Here is a 5,349-nt window from a genome sequence, read left to right as displayed (position 1 = left end):
GGCTCGGCCAGTTGTTTCTGGTCGGGTCGCCCCGTGCCGCTCCTGTTTGTGGGGGCGGTGGGGATTTCTTTGAGGCAATGAACCTCCCTCTTTTGGGGGGTTGTTTTGCTGGGATTGTTTTCCGAGGTTTGGCCGGTTGCGGGGTTCGCCCCCTGTGGTTGGTCGTGTTGGCCTTAATGGAGAGTTTGATCCTGGCTCAGGACGAACGCTGGCGGCGTGCTTAACACATGCAAGTCGAGCGGAAAGGCCCCTTCGGGGGTACTCGAGCGGCGAACGGGTGAGTAACACGTGAGCAACCTGCCCCTGACTTCGGGATAAGCCTGGGAAACTGGGTCTAATACCGGATATGACCATTGCCCGCATGGGTTGGTGGTGGAAAGTTTTTCGGTTGGGGATGGGCTCGCGGCCTATCAGCTTGTTGGTGGGGTGATGGCCTACCAAGGCGACGACGGGTAACCGGCCTGAGAGGGCGACCGGTCACACTGGGACTGAGACACGGCCCAGACTCCTACGGGAGGCAGCAGTGGGGAATATTGCGCAATGGGCGGAAGCCTGACGCAGCGACGCCGCGTGGGGGATGACGGCCTTCGGGTTGTAAACCTCTTTCAGCATCGACGAAGCCTTCGGGTGACGGTAGGTGCAGAAGAAGCGCCGGCTAACTACGTGCCAGCAGCCGCGGTAATACGTAGGGCGCAAGCGTTGTCCGGAATTATTGGGCGTAAAGAGCTCGTAGGCGGTTTGTCGCGTCTGTCGTGAAAGCCCACGGCTTAACTGTGGGTCTGCGGTGGATACGGGCAGGCTAGAGGCAGGTAGGGGAGAATGGAATTCCCGGTGTAGCGGTGAAATGCGCAGATATCGGGAGGAACACCGGTGGCGAAGGCGGTTCTCTGGGCCTGTACTGACGCTGAGGAGCGAAAGCGTGGGGAGCGAACAGGATTAGATACCCTGGTAGTCCACGCCGTAAACGTTGGGCGCTAGGTGTGGGGTTCTTCCACGGATTCCGCGCCGTAGCTAACGCATTAAGCGCCCCGCCTGGGGAGTACGGCCGCAAGGCTAAAACTCAAAGGAATTGACGGGGGCCCGCACAAGCGGCGGAGCATGTTGCTTAATTCGACGCAACGCGAAGAACCTTACCAAGGCTTGACATCGCCGGAAATCCCGCAGAGATGCGGGGTCCTTTTTGGGCCGGTGACAGGTGGTGCATGGCTGTCGTCAGCTCGTGTCGTGAGATGTTGGGTTAAGTCCCGCAACGAGCGCAACCCTCGTTCCATGTTGCCAGCAACACCTTCGGGTGGTTGGGGACTCATGGGAGACCGCCGGGGTCAACTCGGAGGAAGGTGGGGATGACGTCAAGTCATCATGCCCCTTATGTCTTGGGCTGCAAACATGCTACAATGGCCGGTACAGTGGGCTGCGATACCGTGAGGTGGAGCGAATCCCTTAAAGCCGGTCTCAGTTCGGATCGAAGTCTGCAACTCGACTTCGTGAAGTCGGAGTCGCTAGTAATCGCAGATCAGCAACGCTGCGGTGAATACGTTCCCGGGCCTTGTACACACCGCCCGTCACGTCACGAAAGTCGGCAACACCCGAAGCCCGTGGCCCAACCACCTTGTGTGGGGGGAGCGGTCGAAGGTGGGGCCGGCGATTGGGACGAAGTCGTAACAAGGTAGCCGTACCGGAAGGTGCGGCTGGATCACCTCCTTTCTAAGGAGCACACAACTGGCCCATGCTGACCTGGTCTCTCCGTCTGGAGGGGTGCGGGTGTGTGGGTCGGTGGCCATCATCGGCGGCGGATGTCCGTCGGGTGGCTGCTCATAGATGTGGAGCACTGGCTACTCAGCTCACCGCTCGTGTGAGCCGGCAAGTACCGCCCCGTGGTCCTCCTTGTGAGGGTGTGGGGAGTGGGAACGGCGGTGTCGGGCGGGTGGTGGGTTGGACACGCTGTTGGGTCCTGAGGGAACGGGCGCGAGCCTGGTGGCCTCGGACTGCGGGACCAAGAACCCTTCCTCCTGCGGGGGTGGGGTTTTGGTGGGCCCGGTTGTTTTTTGAGAACTGCACAGTGGACGCGAGCATCTCTGGTGAACGGCGATGCTGCCTTTGCCTTCCTCGGGGTTTCTGGGGTGGGTTGGTGGTGTTGTTGTTTATCTGCGATTTGTTTTGATCGTTTTGTGTGTTCAAGTTTTTAAGGGCATACGGTGGATGCCTTGGCATCAGGAGCCGATGAAGGACGTGGGAGCCTGCGATATGCCTCGGGGAGTCGGCAACCAGACTTTGATCCGGGGATTTCCGAATGGGGAAACCTGGCACCCGTCATGGGGTGTCGCCGCCGTCTGAATGTATAGGGCGGTTGGTGGGAACGCGGGGAAGTGAAACATCTCAGTACCCGCAGGAAGAGAAAACAATAGTGATTCCGTGAGTAGTGGTGAGCGAAAGCGGATCAGCCTAAACCGTGCGCGTGTGATACTTGGTAGGGGTTGCGTGTGCGGGGTTGTGGGACCATCCTGCTGGATCTACCAGTCTGGCGAGAAGTTACAAAGCATCGTGGTAGTCGAATGGCATGGGAAGGCCGACCGTAGACGGTGAGAGTCCGGTAGGCGAAACTGCGATGTCTTCTGGGTGTGTTCCCGAGTAGCACGGGGCCCGTGTAATCCCGTGTGAATCTGCCACGACCACGTGGTAAGGCTGAATACTTCCTGGTGACCGATAGCGGACTAGTACCGTGAGGGAAAGGTGAAAAGTGCCCCGGTGAGGGGTCGTGAAAGAGTACCTGAAACCGTGTGCCTACAAGCCGTCAGAGCCTCCTCGCATGGCCTTGTGTCGTGTGTTGGTGATGGCGTGCCTTTTGAAGAATGAGCCTGCGAGTTATGGTGTGTGGCGAGGTTAACCGGTGGCGGGTAGCCGTAGCGAAAGCGAGTCTGAATAGGGCGTTTTTAGTCGCATGCTGTAGACCCGAAGCGGGGTGATCTAGCCATGGGCAGGGTGAAGCGCCGGTAAGACGGTGTGGAGGCCCGAACCCACCAGGGTTGAAAACCTGGGGGATGACCTGTGGTTAGGGGTGAAAGGCCAATCAAACTCCGTGATAGCTGGTTCTCCCCGAAATGCATTTAGGTGCAGCGTTGCGTGTTTCTTGCCGGAGGTAGAGCTACTGGATGGCTGATGGGCCCTACAAGGTTACTGACGTCAGCCAAACTCCGAATGCCGGTAAGTGAGAGCGTGGCAGTGAGACTGCGGGGGATAAGCTTCGTAGTCGAGAGGGAAACAGCCCAGATCATCGGCTAAGGCCCCTAAGCGTGTGCTAAGTGGGAAAGGATGTGGAGTTGCTGTGACAACCAGGAGGTTGGCTTAGAAGCAGCCATCCTTGAAAGAGTGCGTAATAGCTCACTGGTCAAGTGATTCCGCGCCGACAATGTAGCGGGGCTCAAGCACACCGCCGAAGCCGTGGCACTCCAGACGTGTGTCTGGGGTGGGTAGGGGAGCGTCCTGCAGCCGGTGAAGCCGCCGAGTGATCGAGTGGTGGAGGCTGTGGGAGTGAGAATGCAGGCATGAGTAGCGAGTCAAGAGTGAGAAACTCTTGCGCCGGATGACCAAGGGTTCCTGGGGCAGGCTAATCCGCCCAGGGTAAGTCGGGACCTAAGGCGAGGCCGACAGGCGTAGTCGATGGACAACGGGTTGATATTCCCGTACCCGCTGGTATGCGCCAACGCTGAATCCTCTGATGCTAAGACTCTGAATCCTGGCTGGTGCCTTCGGGTGCTGGTTGGGCCTAGCGGTCGGCCCGAGGGGGTAGTAGGTGAGTGATGGGGTGACGCAGGAGGGTAGCTCAGCCCAGGCGGTGGTTGTCCTGGGGTAAGCATGTAGCCCGGTGTGCAGGCAAATCCGTACACCGTTAAGGGTGAGATGTGATGCCGAGCCGTTTTAGGTGAAGTGAGTGATCCCATGCTGTCGAGAAAAGCCTCTAGCGAGTGTACTGGCGGCCCGTACCCTAAACCGACTCAGGTGGTCAGGTAGAGAATACCAAGGCGATCGGGTGAACTGTGGTTAAGGAACTCGGCAAATTGCCCCCGTAACTTTGGGAGAAGGGGGACCGTGCCTGGTGATGGGATTTACTCCCGGAGCTGGGTGTGGTCGCAGTGGCCAGGGGGAAGCGACTGTTTACTAAAAACACAGGTCCGTGCGAAGTCGTAAGACGCTGTATACGGACTGACGCCTGCCCGGTGCCGGAACGTTAAGAGGACCGGTTAGATCTCTTTTGGGGGTCGAGGCTGAGAATCTAAGCGCCGGTAAACGGCGGTGGTAACTATAACCATCCTAAGGTAGCGAAATTCCTTGTCGGGTAAGTTCCGACCTGCACGAATGGCGTAACGACTTCCCCGCTGTCTCAACCACAGGCCCGGTGAAATTGCAGTACGAGTAAAGATGCTCGTTTCGCGCAGCAGGACGGAAAGACCCCGGGACCTTCACTATAGCTTGGCATTGGCGTTTGGAGCGTCTTGTGTAGGATAGGTGGGAGACTGTGAAGCCGGCACGCCAGTGTCGGTGGAGTCGTTGGTGAAATACCACTCTGGTCGTTTTGAGCGTCTAACCCGCGCCCGTGTATCCGGGTGGGGGACAGTGCCTGGTGGGTAGTTTAACTGGGGCGGTTGCCTCCTAAAGTGTAACGGAGGCGCCCAAAGGTTCCCTCAGCCTGGTTGGCAATCAGGTGGTGAGTGTAAGGGCACAAGGGAGCTTGACTGTGAGACGGACGTGTCGAGCAGGTGCGAAAGCAGGGCCTAGTGATCCGGCATCTACGTGTGGAAGTGGTGTCGCTCAACGGCTAAAAGGTACCCCGGGGATAACAGGCTGATCTTCCCCAAGAGTCCATATCGACGGGATGGTTTGGCACCTCGATGTCGGCTCGTCGCATCCTGGGGCTGGAGTAGGTCCCAAGGGTTGGGCTGTTCGCCCATTAAAGCGGCACGCGAGCTGGGTTTAGAACGTCGCGAGACAGTTCGGTCCCTATCCGCTGCGCGCGTAGGAGAATTGAGAGGGTCTGTCCCTAGTACGAGAGGACCGGGACGGACGAACCTCTGGTGTGCCAGTTGTCCCGCCAGGGGCATGGCTGGTTGGCTACGTTCGGTCGGGATAACCGCTGAAAGCATCTAAGCGGGAAGCCTTCCTCGAGATGAGTTCTCCCACCCCTTGTGGGTGTAAGGCTCCCGGTAGACGACCGGGTTGATAGGCCGGGTATGGAAGCGCGGTAACGTGTGGAGTTGACCGGTACTAATAGGCCGAGTGGCTTGAACACACAATTCGTTCAAGGTGAATCGCTGTGTGAGTTGTTCGCGTCCCTGTGTGGTTCTCAGGAAACAA

2 rRNA genes are annotated in these 5,349 nt (G+C 58.5%); both read left to right on the top strand.

The window, feature by feature from the left end:
* Window positions 1-173 precede the first annotated feature (173 nt).
* Window positions 174-1,704, top strand: a 16S ribosomal RNA gene (locus tag E1289_RS36290).
* Window positions 1,705-2,172: 468 nt separating this feature from the next.
* Window positions 2,173-5,284, top strand: a 23S ribosomal RNA gene (locus tag E1289_RS36285).
* Together the 16S and 23S rRNA genes form the textbook arrangement of a ribosomal RNA operon.
* Window positions 5,285-5,349: the final 65 nt, after the last annotated feature.

It is taken from the genome of Actinomadura sp. 6K520 (assembly GCF_004349245.1).
GTDB lineage: Bacteria > Actinomycetota > Actinomycetes > Streptosporangiales > Streptosporangiaceae > Spirillospora.
Note: the sequence above shows the minus strand (reverse complement) of the source record. Positions and strands in the feature narration are given on the sequence as shown.